Below are 962 nucleotides of genomic sequence, written 5' to 3'. Positions count from 1 at the left end.
CGGGATCGCGCTCGGCGCGCTTCTCCTCGACATGGTTACTCACCGCGGTGACAAGCCAATTTCCCTGGCTAAGGCTTCGATTTGGTCGATCTTCTGGATCGCTATCTCGTTAGCGTTCGCCGGCTTCCTATACGTACAGCACGGCCCGGAAGTCGCCAGCCTGTTTGTAACTGGCTACGCATTGGAAAAGGTTCTGAGCGTCGACAACCTGTTCGTGTTCATGGCGATTTTCGCCTGGTTCAAAGTGCCGGATGGCATGCGTCACCGAGTCCTGTATTGGGGCATCATCGGCGCCATCGTGTTCCGCGGCATCTTCGTTGCCATTGGTACCGGACTGTTGGCTTTCGGTCCGTGGGTCGAAATCGTCTTCGCAGTGATCGTGGCTTGGACCGCAGTTATGATGCTGCGCGCCGGCGGTGATGATGAAGAGGAAGAGGACTACTCCAAGCACATGGCTTACCGCTTCGCACAGAAGCTGTTCCCTGTGTGGCCGAAACTCTATGGCCATAACTTCTTCGTCAGCCGTAAACAGCTTCAGGTTGAGTTGCAGAAGCCTGAAAACAAAGGCATGACCCTGGCAGCAAAAGGAACAATTTTTGCGACCCCGCTATTCCTTTGCCTTGTTGTTGCAGAAGTGTCTGACGTCCTGTTCGCATTCGACTCTGTGCCGGCGGTAATCGCGGTTAGCCGTGAACCTCTGATCGTCTACTCAGCCATGCTGTTTGCGATCCTGGGTCTGCGTACCATGTACTTCGTGCTCGAAGCGCTGAAACGCTACCTGGTCCACCTGGAAAAATCTGTAGTCGCGCTGCTGTTCTTCATCGCCAGTAAACTAGGCCTGAACGCAACCGACCACATGTTCCACCATGGCTACACAATCGATGCAAACACCAGCCTGCTGATCGTTATGGTTGTACTGGCGATTGGTGTGGTTGCAAGCCTTGTCTTCCCAGGCAAGGAAG

At 54.5% G+C, this 962-nt stretch carries 1 protein-coding gene; it reads left to right on the top strand.

Annotated features, from left to right (window positions below; all coding sequences use genetic code 11):
- Positions 1–31: 31 nt before the first annotated feature.
- Positions 32–962 (top strand): TerC/Alx family metal homeostasis membrane protein (locus FQ182_RS29630; RefSeq protein WP_371923925.1); only part of this gene is annotated, 931 nt, incomplete at its 3' end.

Source organism: Pseudomonas sp. ANT_H4, assembly GCF_008369295.1.
In the GTDB taxonomy this organism is placed as follows: Bacteria; Pseudomonadota; Gammaproteobacteria; order Pseudomonadales; family Pseudomonadaceae; genus Aquipseudomonas.
This window is presented reverse-complemented; position numbering and strand designations above follow the sequence as displayed.